Origin of the sequence: Skermanella stibiiresistens SB22 (assembly GCF_000576635.1) — a bacterium.
Lineage (GTDB): Bacteria > Pseudomonadota > Alphaproteobacteria > Azospirillales > Azospirillaceae > Skermanella > Skermanella stibiiresistens.
On record NZ_AVFL01000034.1, the window covers coordinates 45,395 to 64,733 of the forward strand.

Genomic DNA, 19,339 nt, shown 5'->3' on the forward strand with positions numbered 1-19,339 from the left:
ACCCGCACCAGACCGAAGGTCAGCTGGCTGCCGTCTCCGCCAATCTCTGGGTGATGAGCCTGATATCCAATATCTTCAAATTGTATTCCTTGTCGCTCTTTCTCTTCCAGCGCAGATGCTCGGCCACCCTCGTGTCGAATTCGGACCACCAATGCACGAAAAGATCGAAGAGAGGCTCGTCCTGGGCACATTCGAATGTCGAGAAGCGGGCCTTTTCGTCGAGCAAAAGCTCGACCAAGTGGTTCCGGCGACCCTCGCCGATCCAATCATATAACTCCCGGGCCTTTCCGGGAGTCATCAGCCACAGATGGAAGAAAACCGGGGCGACTCCGGAGTCATAGAGTGCCGTGATCCGCGTCGCCATATCCTGGATGTCGATCCTGCTGGCGATCGACGACGCCGTTTGGCGTTTTTCCTCGAGTTGACCAACGAGCTTGCCCAGGAACTCCCATCGGACCAAATCCAGTTTTCCAGCCTGGATGTTGGTCATCAATGACGCGAGCCCCGCAGCGTCGCTTTCGGGAGGATACAGGTCGCTTCTTATGTCATCCAAACCGGTGTCGATCATTTCCCTCACTTTCTCCAGCGCCTGTCCGATATCGCGTTCCATATGCCTCAACCGTTTTTCGAGCTTGATCCGATCTCCCGCCGACGGTGTCGACGATCCTGGCTGATCGATCCGCCGCTTCTGGAAATGCGTATCCGCGTCGCGCATCATCTCCACCCACTCGCGGGCCGCGTCGAGTGCCGGCATGTTCGCCATGGTGTACAGAAGCCCGGTTCGCCTGATCAATTCCCTGGACATGCCGAAGTTCACGACGGTGACGAAATCCATCACGCCCGACCCGTCCCGTATCGCCGACAATCCCGGCAAGGATCCGACGAAGACTATGGGTGGATACCGCAAACTGTTGTATGTGAAGGAGTTGATCCTGTTGGTGATCCAATAGAGATGATGAAGGTCGGCGGCCTCCATGGCTTCTACGAGATCGGACCAGGCATCACGGTAGACGTCTTCGATCAACGGATGATTGACCGTCGCGAGGTCCAGTTGGGTAGCGCGTTGGATGATGGCGGCAAAGTCGTCATCGATCACCTGGTAAACCTCGTACTTCGCTCCCGCGATCAGGGATCCCATTTTCCGCTTGGACAAATTTGGCTTGGTTATCCTCTCCCTGAGAAGTCGGGCCACGATGTCGGGTATGAGCCACCCGTTCTGAACGAAGCCGATGCGGATCAAGCTGCTGGCTTCGATCATGTGGCGAGGAGCGAAGCCCTGGCTGCCGATGACGACCAAGCGCAGGTGGGAGAGTTGGCGCAACCCGTCGCGTACCCAATAATCCAAATTCCTCGAAGGAAGTCCTTGGGGAAAAAGCCCGTGGGCACGCGAAAACTCGACGAGGGAGTGAAATGGAATGGTGGTTTGGCCGATGAAGATCGTCCAGAGGCAGACGCCGAGCCAGATCAGATCGAAGTCGCCCTGACTCCTCACGAACGCGAGTTCGTTCGAGAGGCGGCGGGAACCACCTCGAAGCACATAGAAGAAGTGCCATTGTGAAAAAGTACGTCTGAGATCTTGATACGGAATGGTTCGTTCACCACGGGTTTTCAGAATGTCCTTCTCATTGTCAGCCGCCCAGTCGAGAAGTCCGCTCAAGGTGCTGGGCCAGTCTCGATCAAGTGAGTCATAATCTTGCGGGGCGGATTTCAGGGAGTAATCCACCGCGATGTCGCGTTGGATTTGTCCTTCGGATATGATGTAAGGCTTGAAGTCGTTCGCATACACCAACAAGATACCGATATTTTTCAAAGATATAGAGTTCTTGTCCAAAGCATTGATGACATCCGCCCGCAAGGCATCGCGGGTGTGAAAATCCTCAACGATCAGGATCATGGGGACGTCGAACCCATCGAGGTCTTGCAGGAACTTCTCGAACTCATCGAGGGTGACGTCATCCTCAATCATGTCGGAGCACGATACGAGCTTGATCGAGTACCCCTCATCATGGAATCGCCGGGCTATGAACAGGGCCTTGGCCGTCTTCCCCGATCCAGGTGGTCCGAATATCAGATGATATCCCCGGTCCCTCACGATTTGTTCAGCCAAAGTGATGGACGGGGGTTCACACGCGATGGCGGTATCTTCTGGCTGGAATGGCTCGGATGAGATTATTCTCTCCCAGGATGGAGCGCCCGTGTAATCGATTGTTCGACAATAACGGTGAAAGGGGGATATCCGCCGCTTGGACGATAGTTTGTCCAAAACACGGACGGGATCGCCAAAGTATTTGTAGAGACAATCGTCAAGCTGGATGGTGCGATCGCGGCCGACGATGTGAACCTCGGTAGACCGCGCCATTTCGACGAGCGTCGCTCCAAGCTGGACGATGTCGATGTGGGACAGGTTGACGCCAACGATGATCGGCCTTTGCGAAGAGGGAGCCGCCAGGACCGCGGATAGGCGGTCCATGATTTCTCCACCCATCGCGATCAGGCGGACCTTTCCATCTGGCGCCCGGCCGGTTCGCAGGAAGAAAGGCTGGCGCTGAACCCGCGCGGCACCCTCGATGACAACGCCTGGGCCGCATCGCTCCACCACGCCTTTCCGCAGGCCATCGGTCCATGACAGTTGGATCACTCCCTTGATCACGTGCGACGTAATCAGATCCATCACGGCTTCATGTGCCGGCAGCCTCGCGCCTCCACCATCATGCTTGTCCAAACAAGCCGTGAGCGGTTCCCCCAGAACCGGGTCCGCGTCGAACCTCGAATAGGCTTCGAGCCTCAGCCGCAGGTACCTGTCCAGCGTGATCCTGCCATGGACGAGACTGGAGAGGGACGGGAAGACGGACTCCAGGAAACTCCTGCCGGTGGCCGCCGGAGCCGAGACGGAGCTTGTGAAAACGGTGGGATGATCCTCGATGATGCTTTCGATCACTCCGTCGACGCTTTCGAGGGAGGGATATGTCGGGGAAATCTCGTCGCCTCGGCCAATGATGAGGACGACGCCCCGGGAGCGGGCGGCTTCGATCAAATGGCGCGTGGTCTGTTCCACCAAGGCCGACAGGGCGCCTTCACCGAAGAAATGGACGATCAGGTCGTCGTGCCTCAGAAGCATCGACGAGAGTTTCGTCCTGTTCCAGATTTCCGCTTCGTCAATGCCGATCCGCTTCGCTTCGCGGCGGAGGAAAACGCGGGTGGCGTCGGTCGGCACCGAAGACGTCACCAGTATGTACTCCTTGGGCCGCTCCTCCGCCGGGATGCCATCCAAGCGCGTGATTTCCGCGGCGATGTCGCTCCGATCCAAGGACTGGGTGCGTTTTGCCTGGATGCCGATCCGGTGTCGCGGTGACGTCGTGGAGATGGCCCACATGTCGATGCCGCGATCGTTGCCCTTTTGCCCGCTGTCCTCGACCGAATGGAAACGGGTGGTGTCGCGATCGGCCAGCATGAATACCAGCCTATGGAAATCATTCGGCGAAAGCTGGTCGAATGGAAAATCCTGCGTTGTCCTGACGATGAAACCGCTCACGGCAGACGTTCCCACCAAGCATCTATCTTTGCGACGCTAGATGCTCAGGGAACGATAAGCAACCATGACGGGCTGCGTCATCTTTCACCTCTGGAGAGCGCGCCTGCCGCTTAACCGTGGCCGCGCGCCCAGAGTGACGCTTTCCGCTATTCGACCGTGACGCTCTTGGCCAGGTTGCGCGGCTGGTCGACGTCGGTGCCCTTGATCACCGCCGTGTGGTAGGCCAGCAGCTGCATCGGGATGGCGTAGAGGATGGGGGCGACGAAGGCGTGGACGGTGGGCAGGGTCACGGTCCAGCGGACCTTGTCGCGCATCCGCTCGACGCCGGCCTCGTCGGACAGCAGCAGCACCTGTCCGCCGCGCGCGGCGGCCTCCATGATGTTCGACGCGGTCTTGTCGAACAGCCCGTCGTTGGGGGCCAGGGCGATGATCGGGACGTTCTCGTCGATCAGGGCGATCGGGCCGTGCTTCATCTCGCCGGCGGCGTAGCCCTCGGCGTGGATGTAGGAGATTTCCTTCAGCTTCAGGGCGCCTTCCAGCGCGATGGGATAGCTGGTGCCGCGGCCGAGATAGAGAGCGTCGCGGGCTTCCGCCACGTCATGGGCCAGCAGGCGCAGGCGTTCGTCGTGGTTGAGCACATCGGAGGCGCGGGCCGGGACCTCGCGCAGCGCCGTTGACATGGCGGATTCCTGCTCGGCGGTGATGGCGCCGCGCGCCCGCGCCATGGCCAGGGCGAAGCAGGCCAGCACGGTCAGCTGGGTGGTGAAGGCCTTGGTCGAGGCGACGCCGATCTCCGGCCCCGCCAGCGTCCCCAGCACGGCGTCGCTCTCGCGCGAGATCGTGCTCTCGGCTACGTTGATCACCGACAGGATGTGCTGGCCCTGCCGCTTGGCGTAGCGCAGCGCCTCCAGGGTGTCCAGCGTCTCGCCCGACTGGGAGATGAACAGCGCCAGCCCGCCCGCCGGCATCGGCGCCTCGCGGTAGCGGAACTCCGACGCGATATCCAATTCCACCGGCACGCGGGCGATCTGCTCCAGCCAGTATTTGGCGACCATGCCGGCGTAGAAGGCTGTGCCGCAGGCGACGATGGTGACGCGCGGGATGGCCGTCAGATCGAACGGCAGCTCGGGCAGGGTGATGCGGCCGGTCGTTGCCTGGACGAAGGCGTTCAGCGTGTCGCCGATCACCTGCGGCTGCTCGTAGATCTCCTTAAGCATGAAGTGGCGGTGCTCGCCCTTGCCGATCATGGCGCCCGACACGGCGGAGAGCTTGATCGCGCGCTCGACCCGTTCGCCCGCAGCGTTGCGGATCACCACCGAACCCCGATTCAGCACCACCCAGTCGCCGTCCTCCAGATAGGACAGGCGGTTGGTCAGCGGCGCCAGCGCGAAAGCGTCCGACGCCAGGTACATCTCGTCATTGCCGTTGCCATAACCGACCGCCAGGGGCGTGCCGCGGCGGGCGCCGATCATCAGGTCGTGCTCGCCGGCAAAGATCAGCGCCAGGCTGAAGGCGCCCTCCAGGCGCTTCAGCGCCTCCGCCGTTGCCTCGACCGGACCGAGCCCGCGATCGAGATAGTCGGTCACCAGGTGGACGATGATCTCGGTGTCGGTCTGGGTCTCGAAGACGTGGTCGCGGGTTTCCAGCTCGGCCTTGAGTTCCTGGTAGTTCTCGATGATGCCGTTGTGGACGACGGCCACCTTGCGGGTGGCGTGCGGGTGGGCGTTGGTCTCCGTCGGGCCGCCATGGGTCGCCCAACGGGTGTGGCCGATTCCGATGGTGCCGGCGAGCGGCTGCTCGCGCACGCGGTTCTCCAGGTTGACCAACTTGCCCTCGGCCCGGCGCCGGTCGATCCGGCCGTTGACCAACGTCGCGACGCCGGCGCTGTCATAGCCGCGATACTCCAGCCGGCGCAGTCCCTCGATCAGGAGAGGGGCGACGTCGTTCTTGCCGATGATGCCGATGATGCCGCACATGATCTTTTCGCTCAGCCTTCACACTTCGATTCCGCACCGCACCTTACTGCCACACGGCGCGAGCGCAACCCAAGTAAACTTATGTTGCACGATGTTGCACGGACCTTCTCCACCGGGGGTCGTCATCACCGCGTGTGGCTTATCACTTGACGCTGATGGGAACTGGCGCTGAACTACGCGCGTTAATCCACATTCCCATCGCACGCAGGATCAAGATGCCGCCCAGAGTGAACCCGCTGAAGCTCAACCCGCTCCAGCTCAAGACCCTGACACTGTTACAGGAACTGGGCCGGCTGATCGGGTCTCCCGCTCCCGACGAAGGCGAGGGGACGTTGCTGGTCGATCAGTTTCCCCATGCCCATGGCAACCACTTCCACATGGGCAGCGCCGTCGTCTCAACCGCCGACGCCACCGGCCTTGCCAATCCCGCCGTCTGGGTGGCGCTGGAGCGGAAGGGCCTGATCAAGTCCCGGTTCCCCCAGGCCGCCGTCATCACGATCGAGGGCATGGGCTATGAAACCGGCATGACCGACGAGATCCTCCACCGCTCGGATCACTGACGGCTGGCACGCCTTCGGTTGATCACCGGTTCGACACCCAGGGCCATCGCCAGCAGGCGGTGGTCGTGGTGTCGCTTACCGACCAGCATGACACCCACCGGCAGGCCGTCGGTGGCGCAGGGCAGGGTGACGGCCGGACGGTCCAGGAAATTGAACAGCGACGGATTGCGCAGCATCATCACGTTGAGCCGCGCGTAGTCGGCGTCCTTCTCCAACTCATCGAAGCGCGGCGCCACCAGGGGCACGGTCGGCAGGACCAAGGCGTCGAAGTCCCGGGTCTGCGCCGCCGCCTCCGTCATGATGGACGTCCGCGCCGCCAGCAGATCGATGTAATCCACCGCCGATTGCTCGGCGCCGCGCCGAATGCGGACCGCGACGCGCGGATCGTACTCGTCGCCCCGGTCTTCCAGCAGGTCCTTGTGCCACGCCAGGGCCTCGGCGGTGGCGAACCCGCCCTTGCCGTTCGCTTCGGCGATCCGGGTCAGAGCCGGCATGGAGAACTCTGCGATCCGGGCACCCGCCCGCGACAATCGGTCCAGCGCGCGGGCGAAGGCGGCGGCGACGGTCTCGTCCAAACCGTCCAGCACGATCTCCCGGGGCACCGCGAGGCGCAGGCCGGAAACCGCCATCGCGGCGGGAGCCGCGGGGGGCTCGCCGGCCAGGACGGCGTCGAGCAGCGCGCAGCACTCGACGGACCGGGCGAGCGGGCCGATCGTGTCGAGCGTCCAGGACAGCGGCAGCGCTCCCGTCCGGGGGACGCGCGACTGGGTTGGCTTGAAACCGGCCAAGCCGCACAGCGCCGCAGGGATGCGCACCGACCCGCCGGTGTCCGAGCCGATGGCGCCCGCCGCCATGCCGTCAGCGACCGAAACGGCGGCACCGGATGAAGATCCACCGGGAATGCGGGCGCGGTCGAACGGGTTGCCGGGTGTGCCGTGGTGCGGATTGAAGCCCAGTCCGGAGAACGCGAACTCGGTCATGTTGGTGCGGCCGACGATCACGGCTCCCGCCGCCCGCAGCCGCGCCACCACGGGAGCGTCGGCGCCAGCCGGCGGGGCGCCCCGCAGGACGACCGAACCGGCCGCAGTGACCTGTCCCGCCACATCCAGGAGGTCCTTGACCGAGATCGGGATACCGGCGAGCGGCGAGGGCACGATGCCGGCCGCGCGCAGCCGGTCGCTGGCTTCCGCCTGGGCCAGGGCGGTGGCGCGCGCCGCCGCCGGATCGGGAGAGATGAAGACGCGCGCACCTTCCCCCGCCGGATCGGCGATCCGGTCCAGCGCGGCCTCGGTCAGGGCGACGCTGGTGGCGCGGCCGGCGGCGAGATCGGCCGCCAGGGATGCGATGGTTTTCTGTGTCGGGGGCATTCGGGAGTTTTCTCCGGGCAACTTGGGATGGCGGGTGCCGGCCGCCATCGCGGTTCCCCGATTTCTAAGGTCAAAGCGGATTCGTGTCCACGGGACTGATCGCCGGGATTGGCCGGAGTGACCGGGGCAGGGGTGCCGCTGGCCCATGGCTGCCGTGCCCCTTTTCCGTTTGCCCAACGGGATCGATTCCGATACTTAGCGGCCCGGTGCGTCCGGCCCGCGGGTCGGGCAACCCCAATGTGGACCGGGACCCCTTGCCGTCATGACCGAACCGATGAACAGAGCGCTGCTGCCCGCCGGCCTGCACGATGTGCTGCCGCGCGAAGCCGCCTTTGAGGCGACCATCGTCGAGCGGCTGATGGCGGAGTTCGCGTCGAACGGCTTCGAGCGCGTCAAGCCGCCCCTGATCGAATTCGAGGCGAGCCTGCTGTCCGGTCCCGGCGCCGCCATGGCGACCCAGACATTCCGGCTGATGGACCCGGTTTCCCAGCGCATGCTGGCCATCCGGCCGGACATGACGCTCCAGGTCGCGCGCATCGCGACCACCCGTCTCGCCAACGAGCCGAGGCCGCTGCGTCTCAGCTATGGCGGGCAGGTGCTCCGCGTCAAAGGATCGCAGCTTCGGCCGGAGCGGCAATTCGGCCAGGTCGGCGTCGAGCTGATCGGCACGCTTCAGCCGACCGCCGACGCCGAGGTCGTGCTGCTGGCCTATCGCGCGCTGAAGGCGGCGGGCGTCACCAACATCTCGGTCGACCTGAACGTGCCGACGCTGGTCTCGTCGGTCTGCCGCGGCCTCGATCTGCCGGAGGACGAGACCTTCCGCCTGCGCCAGGCGCTGGACCGCAAGGACGCCGCCGAGGTCGCGGCGGTTGGTGGCAAGGCCGCCGATCTGCTGACCGGCATGATGGGCGCGTCCGGACCGGCCGACCGGGCGATCGAGCTGCTGGCGGCCTTGGACCTGCCGGAGACGGCGGAAGCCGATCGCCGGCGGCTGAACGAGGTCGTGCGGCTGATCAGGACGGCGGCGCCCGAGTTGATGCTGACGGTCGATCCGGTCGAGCATCGCGGCTTCGAGTACCAGACCGGCATCAGTTTCACCCTGTTCTCGCGCGGCGTGCGCGGCGAGTTGGGGCGCGGCGGCAGGTACCGCGCGGGCGGCAAGGCCCCCGCGGGTGACAATGGCTCCAGTCTTTCGGGCGAACCCGCCACCGGCTTCACGCTCTATCTCGACACCGTGCTCCGGGCGGTGCCCGATCCGGCTCCGATACCAAAGGTCTTCCTGCCGATCGGGACCGATCCCACCGAGGGCGAGCGGTTGCGGGCCGAGGGTTGGGTGACGGTGCGGGCGCTGGACGCGCTGGACGATCCGGCCGCCGAGGCGCGACGGCTGCGATGCACCCATGTTTTCGCTGGCGGCCAGATCCTTTCGGCCGTCTGATGTTCGCCTGCTTATCGAGATCCGGTGCGCCGTCCGGCCGCCCGGCTGATGTTCAGGAGAAGGCGCCAACCTTCTCCGCTGAATAGCGTGGAGAGACACTATGGCAAACGTGGCGGTGGTCGGCTCCCAGTGGGGCGACGAGGGTAAAGGCAAGATCGTTGACTGGCTGTCCAGCCGGGCCGACGTCGTGGTCCGCTACCAAGGTGGTCACAATGCCGGCCATACGTTGGTCATCAACGGTGTCGAGTACAAGCTCAGCCTGCTGCCGTCCGGCGTGGTGCGGCCCGGCAAGCTATCGGTCATCGGCAATGGCGTCGTGGTCGATCCCTGGGCGCTGATCCGGGAGATCGACGCGATCCGTAAGAAGGGCGTCGAAATCTCGCCCGCGAACCTGTTGATCGCCGAGAACGCCACCCTGATCCTGCCGATCCATGGCGCGGTCGACCGGGCCCGCGAGGAGGCCCTTGGCACGTCGAAGATCGGCACCACCGGCCGCGGCATCGGTCCCGCCTATGAGGACAAGGTGGCCCGCCGGGCGATCCGCCTGTGCGATCTGGCGGACGAGGACGTTCTCGAGGAGAAGGTCGACAAGCTGCTGTTCCACCACAACGCGCTGCTGCGCGGCCTGGGATCGGAAGAGGTCGGCCGGGATCAGGTGCTGGAGACGCTGCGCGAGGTGGCGCCGCTGGTGCGGCCCTACGCGGCGGTCGTCTGGGAGAAGCTGGACGAGATGCGGCGGGCCGGCAAGCGCATCCTGTTCGAGGGCGCGCAGGGTGCCATGCTCGATGTCGATCATGGCACGTACCCGTACGTCACCTCGTCCAACACCGTCTCCGGCAACGCGTCGACCGGTTGCGGCATGGGGCCGGGCGCCGTGGGGTACGTGCTGGGCATCACCAAGGCGTACACGACCCGCGTCGGCTCCGGCCCGTTCCCGACCGAGCAGCTGAACGAGGTCGGCGACCGGCTGGGCGAGCGCGGCCGCGAGTTCGGCACGGTCACTGGCCGCAAGCGCCGCTGTGGCTGGTTCGACGCCGTGATGGTTCGTCAGGCCGTCAAGGTCGGTGGCATCAATGGCATCGCGCTGACCAAGCTGGACGTGCTGGATGGCTTCGAGCAGTTGAAGGTCTGCGTCGGCTACCGCTACCAGGGCCAGGAACTGCACCACTTCCCGGCCGGACAGTCGGCGCAGGCCGGCGTCGAGCCGATCTTCGAGACGATGCCGGGCTGGTCGGAGAGCACCCAGGGAGCCCGCAGCTGGGCCGATTTGCCAGCGACGGCGATCAAATACGTCCGCAGGATCGAGGAGTTGATCGAGGCGCCGGTGGCGATGGTCTCGACCAGCCCCGAGCGCGACGACACGATCCTGGTGAATGACCCATTCCAGGATTGAGGAAGACTTGACCCGTTGGGAAACGGCGCGGTGGGTGACACCGCGCCGTTTCGCGTTTCAGGCTTCGAAAACGTCTTCCCAGGCGGCTTTCAGCGCCAGATCCACTTCCGGCATGGTCACCAAGTGGCCAAGCGCGTGCAGGCTGGTGACGCCATGCTCGCTGATGCCGCAAGGCACGATACCGGCGAAGTGTCCCAGATCGGGATCGACGTTGAGGGCGACACCGTGGAGCGTCACCCAGCGCCGGACTCGCACGCCGATGGCGGCGATCTTGTCCTCCCGTCCAGTCAATCCGCCATAGGGGCCCTTGTCGACCCAGATGCCGACGCGGCCGGACCGCCGCTCGCCCTTGACGTTGAACTGGGCCAGGGTTTGGATCAGCCACTCCTCCAGCTTGCAGACGTAGCCTCGGATGTCCGGAGCTTCCAGGCCGGCGCGCGGGCGTTTCAGGTCGATCAAGACATAGGCCACGCGTTGACCCGGCCCGTGATAGGTGTACTGACCGCCGCGGCCCGACTCGTAGGTGGGAAAGCGGCTGGGCTCCAGCAGGTCGGCCGCCCGCGCGCTGGTCCCCGCCGTGTAGAGGGGGGGATGTTCGAGCAGCCAGACCAGTTCCGGCGCCTCACCGGCGCGGATCGCGGCCACCCGGGCCTCCATCTCCGCGACCGCATCCGGGTACGGCACCGGCTCGTCCGTGATCCGCCACTCGATCGATTGGTGGCTGATGGAAGGTTGCCGCAGGCCTTGCGGGGCGGCGTTGGGGGCGGGCGTGGCCATATGCGACTGTGATCCTGTTTTCTTCGAAGAAGCCGCTTCATTCTCTTGATCGCGGCATCCGGATTTGGTATTCCCCCCGCACGCTTCAAGCAAGCCCCGTGCTGGTTGAGGCGGATGTTGAATGCGGTCGTGGCGGAATTGGTAGACGCGCAGCGTTGAGGTCGCTGTGGGCTAACCCCCGTGGAAGTTCGAGTCTTCTCGACCGCACCATCTCTAAGTGCTTGATACTACGAAAAAGCTGTGCCGGAACCTTGACGGCACGGCTTTTTTGTCGCCCCTTGTGTCACACAAACTGTCACACAAGGGGGTGCGGTGGCGTACAAGCATCTGCTCAGACGAGGCGACAAGTACCACTTCAAGATGCGTGTTCCCACTGACCTGCTTGAATCGGTCGGGAAGGAGTTTTGGCAACTCAGTCTGCGCACTGGCGATAGGGCAGTGGCTGAGGCGCTCTGCCGTGCTGAGACGGATAAGCACCTTGCGCTGATCGAGCGTTTGCGAACGGGGTCGGCGCCCGCGCGTGCTGCCCAGGAACTTGGCAGGATGCAAGCGGAAGACCGTGAGGCATTCGTGGCAAGAGCGCGCCAACTGCTGTTCCTGTCTGATCCGAACGATTATGACGACTCCAACCCATTCACGGCTCGACCTGATCCCGCCTGCTATGGGGATGAGATGCCGCACGTCCGCGAACCACGTAACGATACTGAGTTGGTGGAGATGCTTCGCGCGACCTTGAAAAGCTTCATCAGCATTGCTGAGTACGGGGAACGAGGAAAGGCGTTGAAGGATCCTGAGGGACGCAGACGTTCTAGGTTGCTCCCCCCCAAAGATGCTCCTGGGAACGAACTGCTGCGCCCGTATACAGAGTTGCTCAATCAAGTCAGCTTTGATTATGAGGATCTGGAGGAAACCGTCACAAAAGTTGAACAAACGCCGAAGCGGAAACACGTTGGGCTGAATGAGATTGTTGACGACTGGGCAAGTGATAGCGGAGCGCCAGAGCAGCACGTTGGACAGTACCGATACACTGCCCGTAGGTTCATCGAGCTGCACGGAGACTTGCCTGTAGCGCAGATTACCAAGGCACATATTAGAGATTTCAAATCGGAGGTTGCTAAGCTTCCGGTGAGTACGCGCGCCGATATCCGCGCGATGGCAATTCGCGATGCCATCGCCACTGCTGAGGCTGAGGGCTTAGAGAAGATCGGAACGCAGACGCTGCGGAAGCACTTGGCCGCTATAAGCACGATCCTGGGGCGCGCGGTTGCTTTCGGATATGTGGAAAATAATCAGGCTGAGGGCATCAAGGTAATAAAGACGAGAGCGCAACGAAGGGAGAAGCGGAAGAGCTTCACCGATGAGAACATGACTACGCTCTTCAAAGCTCTTCGAGAGAGCGTGCCTGAAGAACGTTCTGACGATTTGTTCATTCCACTGGTTGCCCTCTATACCGGCGCGAGGCAGGAAGAAATTTGTCAGCTTCACACTTTTGATGTTGTCCAATATTCTGCCGGATGGTACTTCAGCATCAACGACGACGACGGCAAGAAGATTAAGAACGACACGAGCATTCGTGTCGTTCCGGTTCATCCTGAGTTGATCCGGTTTGGGCTTATCGGTCGTCTGGAGCAATCGAAGGCGCGTGGTAGCAAGCTGCTGTTCGATCAACTTCAGCCTGACCAGCGAGAGCGCGCCGCTGGTCCATACGGAAAACGGTTCGCTCGAGTCTTGCGAGAGAAAGCTGGCATCAAAGACGATGGTTTGGTGTTCCACTCATTTCGCCATACCTTCAAGACAGCCGCAAGGCGCTGTGAGATGCCCGGTGATACCCAGAACGCCCTCGTTGGGCACTCTGGAGAGAACGCGGTGGCTGATCGGTACGGCGATAGGCAGGGCTTGGATATCTTGGAAAAGTGGATGCGGCGTATTTCCTACTCCGTTGATGTGGTGGGAATCCTTAAAGGGGAACCGGATCTGGTTTCAGATGAAAGCGAGAACGGGATTGCGCAGCGCGCGGATGTGGTTTGAGCAGGAGTCGTATTAGTTCGCACATGTCCATTGACAGCTTCTGATTGATCGAATTACATGTCCGCTTGGGGCTCGCGCCGCCCAGACTAAGGACGCGGCTCGCGCCGTTCGAACGCGAATAAGGCGAAGGCCCGCTAGGATTCTAGCGGGCCTTCGTTTTGTCAGCTTCGGCGAGTGACGAGCGAGCTTAAGCTCGCTCTGGATCGGGATTACTCGTCGCTGGGCGGTGCTGGACGGGGCGTCTCAAACTCGGTTCGCTCGAAGAGGGGTTTGGTTCTCGCGGGCTTGCGCGGCCTGGGCACCGTTGGGACCTTCTTGAAGATCCAAGCGTTATCACGCGACTTTTGGTTAGACTGGGTCATACGGGAATTCTCCGTGAGCGAAAATGCTGAACGAGGCGCGCCAGGGTGTCTTCGAGCGATGCCTCAATAGTGTCGGTGTCCATCGATGCCCAACGGTCTTCAATCTCGACGAGGTGCGCCAGGATCATCTTATCGGCATCGACCTTCGCCGCGTTGGTCGCCATACGGGAAAGGCGGCTGCAACCGTTGAAGATCAAGTGGGAATATTCCTGAAAGGTTGTGGTCACGACTTCGGCGCCTGTGCGTTGATGGCGCGCCATTCGGCGAGAAGTTCAGGCGAGCTGGCGTAAGGTCGTTCGATGAATTCCGTAATCTCACGATCGGTCGGGACGAACTGCAGGCCTGGTTCGATGGTGGCGAGGTATTGCTCTGTCAACTCTTCGGCACCCGCGTCGGTGCCGGTCATGGTTGCCAGCACCCTACGGAAGCGTCGATTGACGGCGTGTTGGGTTAGCGGGCTCATTCCGTGCCTGTGAGATAAGGAGCGACGATAACGCGGGCCTGGGCTACGTACTGACCGGATCGCGCTTGCGTGCCGTCGAAGGTACCAGCGTGATCGATGGCGTTGTTCATCATGTGCAACTGGCTCGTCTTGTGGGAAGCCTCCCGAATCTCAGCCTCCATGGCCGGGTGGGGCACCTGAACGTGGAAGCCATGGAAGTCGCGCGTGAGCTGCTGGCTGACACTGCGCTTCAGCTTGCTGATGGTGGCCAACTGTTCAGCGTATCCCAGCAACATGGCGTCAGCCTTCTCGGCAGCGGCCTCGATCTCAGCCAGGGCAGCGGCGATCTCCTTGGCCTGGGCGCGCTTGGCTGCGGCTTCAGCGTTCAAGCGTGCGGCTTTGGCCTCGTCCTCAGCGGCTTGGAGGATCATTGCGGCGTTCTCAGCCTCGATCCTGTTTCGGATGGCAGCCTCGTTCGCGATTTTGAGTTGATCGATGGCTTGCCGCGTCTGCTCTTTCGACGTGGCGAGCTTCTTTCTCACGTCAGAGAGGCGCCGCTCTTCCTCCTGGAGTTGCTCATATTGCGCCTGGGCGCTGGCAAGCTTTACCTGGGCGTTGTGAAGTTCGTTGGTGTTCATGGTGTTGTCCTATGGGATGGTTGGATAATTCAGAAGGCGTCAGCGAGACGTCTTGAAGATTTGGATCTCGGATGCGAGATAAAGAATGCTTGAACCCACTCGCTTTTGAGTTGGTGTCCAAAGGTTTCGCGCACGAGCTTTTGAGAATTTTCTCCACATGGTTACGACCGAGCAACCGAGGTGTGCGGCGGCTTCACTTGTGGTCAGGAGTTCTAAGCTAGTCATGGAAAGACCTTGAGTAAAATGATGTTCTGGAAATTCAGCGGAGAGTAAGCTCCGAATATTTAGAAAGTATAGCACAAAAATTGAGCCAATTGCAATACAAGTACTTCGGTTATTAAGCCAATATTTGGAGCTTTAGCTCGTGACTTGGTTGGGTCCTTACCGCTGGGGTGTCCCAGGGGGTACTACCCGCCAAGGTACCATCTGATAGTTATACAACCCTGAGTTAGAAGCGCTTCCCAGATGCGGGCGAGATGCTGGAAGCACCCCGCTGACGCGGGGCGCCTCTGGCCATGTCTCAGTGTCTCACCAACACGCCTGGGGCTGTGAGCCTGGGCGACATGGGCTTGGAGGACATCGACATGCGAATATCATGAACAGATTACCCGCTCTGGGAAATGGCAAGGAGAAGATCGCGACATTGATCTGGCGTATCGGATATACCCACTTAAAATTGTATTAAAGGTGGAAAAATCCCCTTTTTTCGGGCTTCGCACCCACACCCTCAGTGATCGGCGAGCCAGCGACGGCGTATCGGGTGATACAGCCTCCCGGCGTGGGGCAGACAAGGATTTTCATCACGCTGGTCAGTAGTATCGTCTGTTCGCCTGGGACAGCGGGACGGCCTCTTTCCCGGTCCTCGCGCGCGCGGCCCAACCGATCGGCATGCCGCCCTCGATCGGGACGTAGCGTGGGCGGGTTCCTCTGTTGTCGTAGAACGCGATGTCGAACCTGCGACGCCAGAACCCTGACCCCTTGATCGCGTCATCCAGATTGTCCAATCCCCTGACGCCGATGTAGACCCCAGCCGCGAGTTTCACGGCGGCGCTGATGAACAGGAACCTGTAACCTTCGACGGTCACCTTCTTCGGTTCCAGGCATCCGGCGAGGGCGTCGGACGTCAGGATACCAAGGGACCGGATGCACTTCACGGCCTCCTGGGGATCGACGGTTTCCGTCATCAGCACCCTGTGGAATTCGTGGAATGCCAGGATGATCACGCCAAGGGCCACGAGCATCTCGATCACGCCGTAGATGGCCCGCAGCTGAACCCGAAACCAGTAGAAACAGATGAACAGTACTAGGGTTTGGATGAATGTCACTACACCCCACACCGGCCCGACCGTGAATAGGCCGGTGGCGATGAACGTGTAGTTCAAGCACGTCCACAACGTTATCCCCGTCATCATCAGGAACTTGTTGAGTGAATGACCGGTATCGCGAGTTTTCTCGGTGGATTTTGACATCAGCGGGACATCTTTGCGAGTTTGACTAACGCCAAGTTTAGCCCAAGCCAGCAGCCCATTGTCTCGGCAAAAATCGTGCCAACGAATCATTCTTGCTTTTCCATACGCAGCCGTTCCTTTGTGTATGAAAACGTTTGTGTATGGCGACTGTGTATGACAGAAAGGGGCGGACGAAACGAGGGAGGCAACAATGGCCAAGGCCAAGAGCAACATCGCGGTTGGTTATGTGCGAGTCAGCACCGCTGACCAGACTGACAGCGGCCTGTCATTGGAGCATCAAGAAGCGCGCATCAGGGCATATGCCGCCGCCCAGGGGCTGGAGCTGCTCGACATCGTGTCCGACGCTGGCGTGTCAGCAGGGAAGGAGCTGTCGAGCCGCCCAGGTGGGGTGCGGGTGCTGGCGATGTTGACCACAGGACCAGCGCGCCACCTGATCGCGTTGAAGCTCGACCGTGTGTTCCGCAACGCCGCTGACGCGTTGAACCAGACAGCGGCATGGGACAAGGCGGGGGTCGGCCTCCACTTGGTGGACATGGGCGGACAGAGCATCAACACGCAGTCGGCCATGGGCCGGATGTTCTTCACGATGGCCGCTGGCTTCGCTGAGATGGAGAGAGGCCTGATAGCGGAACGCACCGCTGCGGCCATCCAGCAGAAGAAGAAGCGCGGCGAAGTCTATGGGCGCCCGGTTTTGGGGTTCGATGCGGTAGGCGGTCGGATGGTCGAGAACGCGGAGGAGAAGGCGCTGATGCAGCGTGTTCTGGAGATGCGCGACGCTGGCGTGTCCATGGCGAAGATCGCGGACAGGTTCAACGCTGAGGGGGTTCCGACCAAGCGGGGAGGTGTCGCTTGGCATGCTTCGACCGTCAAGCGCATCTGCGACCGTATGTTGTGATGCGCGCTAAAGTTGATCTTCCAAAAGATGGGAACCAGACATATGAATTGGCCCGACGAAGATTTTTAGCGCATATGTTACATATTTCTGTTGCGGGTGATTAAGGCGATATGTAACATAGACAGCATCCGCAGCAGGAGGAACAAGCTATGATGCCCGTAGTTAGAATAAGCGATGGCACCTTCACCGACCTAAGCACCCTCAAGGCTTGGTATGGCACCAAGACACCCAGCGAGACCATTGACCGCATTGTACGGGAAGCGATGGAGCAGCTCGGCATGGAGCGGGACGATGAGCCGGATGAGACAGCGCCCACGACAAGCGATGGCGCGATGCAGTTTGATGCTGCGCCTGGGCTTGCTTTCACAAAGCCCCTGTCAGCTTCAATCAATGGGATGTCGCTCCGCAACCCCCGTTGGTCAGCCATCCTGCTCGCGGTGATTGCACAGGTGAAGGCAAAGGGCATTGAAGGTAAAGAACTAGTTAGCCAATTGGCGATTCATTCCCGGACGGAACGGTACGAGGATCACGGGTTCAAGTATTACCCTGACCTCGGCATCTCCGTGCAGGGTCAGTCGGCGTCGGACGCCTGGAAGGAGGTGGACCGTCTGGCTAAGAAGTGGCGTATTCCGGTTACGGTGGAGTTCTGGTGGCGGCAGAACCCGAAAGCTAAGTACCCTGGCAAGGTGGGCGTGCTGCAGTCGGGAAAAGCGTAACGACACTTGCTGCAGGCTTGAAGGCCACAGCTGCAACGACGGCAGCCATCCCAAAAGAAATGTCACATGCCGTCGGTCACCATCGTCTCGTTCTGGACAGAAGGGCGCGCCACTGAGGCGCGCCCTTCTGCTTTAGCTAGCCTTTAGGTGCAAAGGTTTGGCTTTACAGAGCTTTAGTTGCTGGGGCGGGTCAGAGCCAGCGGGTCAGGCGTTTCCTGGGTGCCCAGGGCTTCAGCTCCAAATTTCTGGCTTTAGTGTCTTCCCGCCGGAGTGCCTGTTTCGCCTTTCGACGGGCGCTGGTGGGCGCTGGAGTGGCTTGCGAGCTGGGAGCCGGGGAACACCTGCCGTAAGCGGTCAGGCCAGCTTTGGCGCGCTCCAGACGGCGCTGATATGCGAAGGTCATATTCTGGACGCGGGTGACATAAGACAGGTTGGACAGTCGGTTGTCGTGGCGTGTCGAGTTGGCGTGATGGATCTCGTACCAAGGTTTATGACGAGGACCAACGAAGGCGAGCATGACGAGCTTGGCGACGGCAATGTCTTCCTGAACGCCATCATGGGACAGGACACAGCGGGCATAACCATCCCGGTCCAGTCTTGGGCGAAGGACGCGCCCGACGTAGGTTCCCCCTCTCCCAGGTTTGGAACGGCGGATGCGGCCCATGTCTGAAGCTTGGTAATAGGGATAGCCGGGGATGTCCCGCCATGTCTCGGTGCAGGCGTCGGAGTGGAGTTGGTCATTCGTGGGGTGTGGTTGGTCGATCATGAACTAGTCTTTTCTGTAAAATGTCGAGGGTGGTAATGGGTTGAGACGTTGAAGCGGCGAATCGGTGAGGCCTTAGAAGCGGCGGGACTTGCGCGGGGCAGACGTAGGCGCTGGCGCTGACGTGGTGTCGCCTGTCCAGGCCAGAGCGTCAGCCTTGTCCAGTGTCTCGACCAGGGCGTTGTTTTCCAGCTCGGCTAAAGCCTGCTGTCGATCGTCCCAGAGCTGCTGAGTTAGAAATTGGTAGTAACGCTGGGTCTTGGCGCGCTGGCTCAAGTTTTTGGAAACGTCTTCCTGTTCATAGATGTCAGCGCTGATGAAATCGGAGAGCGGACGGTAAATGCCGCCGTCGCTCATCGATTCGCCAGCTTCAAGGTAGGCCATCGTAATGCGCTCAGATGAGTTTTCTTGTTCCTGCGCATTGGTCAGGCGCTGCTTGAAGTTGGAGTTGGTCCATAGGTCGTGACGGGCGATCTTTTGAACCGTCCCGTATGAGATGCCCAGGAAGCTTCCGATGCGGCGGCTTGACCATCCATCGACATGGGAGAGCCAATACGCGCGCCATGCGGCGTCTTCGGAGAGCTTGGAGTTTCCGTTCCGCTCGCCAGTTGGCGTGGTGCCGTGGGCGTCCTTGTCTCTGGCGTTGGCGAGAGGCGACTTCCAACGGAGGTTGGAGTAGTGGTTGTTCAGCTTGTCGCCGTCCAAATGGGAGGCGCACAGGCGTTGGTTACGAGGGTTGCCATGGTAGGCCAGCGTAACGAGACGATGGACCAGCTCGGGCTTGGAGGTGCCGTTGGTGAGCTTCAGCGTTACTGTTAGGTAACCGGCCTTGTTCGGGCGTGCCTTCAGGTGCCTGCCGGTCACGCCGTTGCGGACGGTTCCCGTCTCGATGTTCACCTGATACCACGGCGCCACGCGGACAGGGCGCCACATGTTATCGGGCACTCAATAATCCCCACTTGAGGGCATTGAAAATTCCTCAC

The 19,339-nt window shown here is 61.5% G+C and carries 16 protein-coding genes and 1 tRNA gene; 7 read left to right on the top strand and 10 right to left on the bottom strand.

Translation table 11 applies throughout. From position 1 onward, the window contains the following. Nucleotides 1–19: 19 nt before the first annotated feature. Complete coding sequence (locus N825_RS29850) at nt 20–3,532, bottom strand: ATP-binding protein (protein ID WP_157619631.1); 3,513 nt, start codon at nt 3,530–3,532, stop codon at nt 20–22. Nucleotides 3,533–3,678: 146 nt separating this feature from the next. Beyond that, on the bottom strand, nt 3,679–5,508 hold the full coding sequence (gene glmS / locus N825_RS29855) for a glutamine--fructose-6-phosphate transaminase (isomerizing) (RefSeq protein ID WP_037459887.1): 1,830 nt from the start codon (nt 5,506–5,508) through the stop codon (nt 3,679–3,681). A gap of 215 nt (nt 5,509–5,723) precedes the next feature. Here glmS and N825_RS29860 point away from each other — a divergent pair, with 215 nt between their 5' ends. Next, nucleotides 5,724–6,068 carry a hypothetical protein gene (locus tag N825_RS29860; RefSeq protein ID WP_037459889.1) on the top strand — a complete coding sequence of 115 codons (345 nt, stop codon included), beginning with the start codon at nt 5,724–5,726 and terminating at the stop codon, nt 6,066–6,068. Here N825_RS29860 and N825_RS29865 read toward each other — a convergent pair. Continuing rightward, complete coding sequence (locus N825_RS29865; RefSeq protein WP_037459938.1) at nt 6,062–7,435, bottom strand: amidase; 1,374 nt, start codon at nt 7,433–7,435, stop codon at nt 6,062–6,064. The genes N825_RS29860 and N825_RS29865 overlap by 7 nt on opposite strands. 262 nt (nt 7,436–7,697) lie before the next feature. On the opposite strand from N825_RS29865, the gene N825_RS29870 reads away from it, so the two are divergent. Then, the gene (locus N825_RS29870; protein ID WP_037459890.1) at nt 7,698–8,873 is read left to right on the top strand and encodes an ATP phosphoribosyltransferase regulatory subunit; all 1,176 of its coding nucleotides are present in this window, start codon (nt 7,698–7,700) and stop codon (nt 8,871–8,873) included. 100 nt (nt 8,874–8,973) lie between these two features. Continuing rightward, nucleotides 8,974–10,266: an adenylosuccinate synthase gene (locus tag N825_RS29875; protein ID WP_037459892.1), complete on the top strand. Its 1,293-nt coding sequence runs from the start codon at nt 8,974–8,976 to the stop codon at nt 10,264–10,266. Nucleotides 10,267–10,323: 57 nt separating this feature from the next. Here N825_RS29875 and lipB read toward each other — a convergent pair whose 3' ends face one another. After that, nucleotides 10,324–11,043, bottom strand: coding sequence for a lipoyl(octanoyl) transferase LipB (gene lipB, locus N825_RS29880; RefSeq protein WP_051513551.1), 720 nt, complete (start codon nt 11,041–11,043; stop codon nt 10,324–10,326). Nucleotides 11,044–11,166: 123 nt separating this feature from the next. Here lipB and N825_RS29885 point away from each other — a divergent pair. Together N825_RS29885 and N825_RS29890 are read left to right on the top strand one after the other, a co-directional pair. Further along, nucleotides 11,167–11,253: transfer RNA gene (locus N825_RS29885), tRNA-Leu, on the top strand. Between the two features lie 102 nt (nt 11,254–11,355). Continuing rightward, complete coding sequence (locus N825_RS29890; protein WP_157619632.1) at nt 11,356–13,071, top strand: DUF6538 domain-containing protein; 1,716 nt, start codon at nt 11,356–11,358, stop codon at nt 13,069–13,071. Nucleotides 13,072–13,429: 358 nt separating this feature from the next. On the opposite strand, the gene N825_RS29895 is transcribed toward N825_RS29890, so the two are convergent. The 4 genes from N825_RS29895 to N825_RS29910 all read right to left on the bottom strand — a co-directional run bounded on the left by N825_RS29895 (nt 13,430) and on the right by N825_RS29910 (nt 16,072). Beyond that, entirely contained in the window at nt 13,430–13,630 is a 201-nt protein-coding gene (locus N825_RS29895) for a hypothetical protein (RefSeq protein WP_157619633.1), read from the bottom strand. 26 nt (nt 13,631–13,656) lie between these two features. Beyond that, nucleotides 13,657–13,839, bottom strand: a complete 183-nt coding sequence (locus tag N825_RS29900) for a hypothetical protein (protein ID WP_037459900.1) — start codon at nt 13,837–13,839, stop codon at nt 13,657–13,659. A gap of 53 nt (nt 13,840–13,892) precedes the next feature. Next, complete coding sequence (locus N825_RS29905) at nt 13,893–14,513, bottom strand: hypothetical protein (RefSeq protein ID WP_037459902.1); 621 nt, start codon at nt 14,511–14,513, stop codon at nt 13,893–13,895. 809 nt (nt 14,514–15,322) lie between these two features. After that, entirely contained in the window at nt 15,323–16,072 is a 750-nt protein-coding gene (locus N825_RS29910) for a hypothetical protein (protein WP_157619634.1), read from the bottom strand. A gap of 100 nt (nt 16,073–16,172) precedes the next feature. Between N825_RS29910 and N825_RS29915 the strand changes: the two genes are divergently transcribed. Further along, the gene (locus N825_RS29915) at nt 16,173–16,877 is read left to right on the top strand and encodes a recombinase family protein (RefSeq protein ID WP_037459906.1); all 705 of its coding nucleotides are present in this window, start codon (nt 16,173–16,175) and stop codon (nt 16,875–16,877) included. A 149-nt stretch (nt 16,878–17,026) separates the two neighbouring features. Continuing rightward, entirely contained in the window at nt 17,027–17,593 is a 567-nt protein-coding gene (locus tag N825_RS29920; RefSeq protein WP_037459908.1) for a T4SS efffector SepA family protein, read from the top strand. A 190-nt stretch (nt 17,594–17,783) separates the two neighbouring features. Here the strand turns inward: N825_RS29920 and N825_RS38225 are convergent, their stop codons facing one another. After that, on the bottom strand, nt 17,784–18,359 hold the full coding sequence (locus N825_RS38225) for an NUMOD4 domain-containing protein (RefSeq protein ID WP_084165183.1): 576 nt from the start codon (nt 18,357–18,359) through the stop codon (nt 17,784–17,786). Nucleotides 18,360–18,431: 72 nt separating this feature from the next. Beyond that, nucleotides 18,432–19,301 carry an HNH endonuclease gene (locus tag N825_RS37155; RefSeq protein WP_157619635.1) on the bottom strand — a complete coding sequence of 290 codons (870 nt, stop codon included), beginning with the start codon at nt 19,299–19,301 and terminating at the stop codon, nt 18,432–18,434. Nucleotides 19,302–19,339: the final 38 nt, after the last annotated feature.